The organism is Luteibacter sp. P4_E6 (assembly GCF_056401535.1).
Map to the genome: position 1 here is coordinate 1 of NZ_JBFUJE010000735.1, position 1,548 is coordinate 1,548.

General features: G+C 64.5%; 1 protein-coding gene. It reads left to right on the plus strand.

Translation table 11 applies throughout. The features are described from left to right. Positions 1–1,407, plus strand: a 1,407-nt coding sequence (locus AC1DT2_RS22915; protein ID WP_477298973.1) for an NAD-glutamate dehydrogenase domain-containing protein, incomplete at its 5' end; no start/stop codon positions are given. Positions 1,408–1,548: the final 141 nt, after the last annotated feature.

Genomic DNA, 1,548 nt, shown 5'->3' on the forward strand with positions numbered 1-1,548 from the left:
ACCCAGAAGGGTCGCATCGAGGCCGGCCAGGCGGGCGTGCTGCTCAACACCGACTTCATCGACAACTCCGCGGGTGTGGATACCTCCGATCACGAGGTGAACATCAAGATCCTGCTCAACGACGCCGTGCAGCGTGGTGAGCTCACCTTCGAAGGCCGCAACAAGCAGCTTGCCGAGATGACGGACGAAGTCGGTCGCCTCGTGCTGTGGGACAACTACCGTCAGAACCAGGCCATCACCGTGATGGAGCACCAGTCGGTGCGTCGCCTGGGCTCGATGGCCCACTTCATCAGCACGCTGGAAGCCGAGGGCATGCTCGACCGTGCGGTCGAATCCTTGCCGACGGCTGCCGAACTCACCGAGCGCAAGCTCCGTGGGCAGGGCCTCACGCGTCCGGAACTGTCGGTACTGCTGTCGTACGACAAGATTCGCCTGTTCCAGCAGCTGCTGGATTCCGACGTGCCGGAAGATCCGTACCTCTCGCGTGAGCTGGTGCGTTACTTCCCCGTGCCGCTGCACGAAAAGTACGCCGAGCACATGCAGCGCCATCGCCTGAAGCGCGAGATCATCGCCACCGCGGTGACCAACTCGACGATCAACCGCATGGGCGCCACGTTCATGATGCGCATGCAGGAAGACACCGGCCACGGCCCGGCGTCCATTGCCAAGGCGTACACCGCTGCGCGCGAGATCCTCGATGCCCGTGAACTGTGGGCCGAAATCGAAGCGCTCGACGGCACGGTCGCCGAGGACACCCAGATCGACGCGATCCTGCAGATCTGGTCGCTGTTGCGCCACCTGACCCGCTGGCTGCTCAATCGTCCGGGCGGCACGCTGGACATCGCGGCCAACGTCGACCGCTATGCCAGCGAAGTGAGCGTGCTGCGTCAGGCCTTGCCTGATGGCCTTACCAATACCGGCCGGGGCGATTTCGCCGCGAGCCAGGAGAAGTGGGAAGGCCTGGGCGTGCCGGACACGCTGGCTGTTCGCCTGGCGCGCGTGTCCGTGCTGCGTCCGGCACTGGACATGGTCGAAGTGTCCAAGCAGAGCGGCAAGGACATCGCTACGGTAGCCAAGGTGTTCTACGAACTGGCCGAAGCCCTCGACCTCGAGTGGCTGCGTGGCCAGATCGAAGCGCTCAACGTGGAAGGCGCATGGCACGCACAAGCGCGCGGTTCATTGCTGGACGAGCTCAACGCCCAGCATCGTGCCCTTGCCCTGCAGGTGATCTCGGTCGCCGGTGATCGCACGGATGTCAGCCCGGTCCAGGCCTGGTTGCAGCGTGACGATGCCACGCTCAAGTACACCCGCGCGATGCTTGCGGAAATCCTCACCCAGAACGCGGACTACCCGATCGCCTCGGTCGCCGTCCGTCGCCTGGCCCAGCTGGCACAGATTCCGGTCTGATCCTGTGGTGTCGCGTTCCACCCATCGCCGCTGAACGGCTCCTACAGCAGTGTGGGAGCCGCTTCAGCGGCGATGGGTGCTAGCGACACCCCTTAACACCTAGCCGTTCTCCCGCCCGAAGGACTAAGCTCCCCGCTGGTC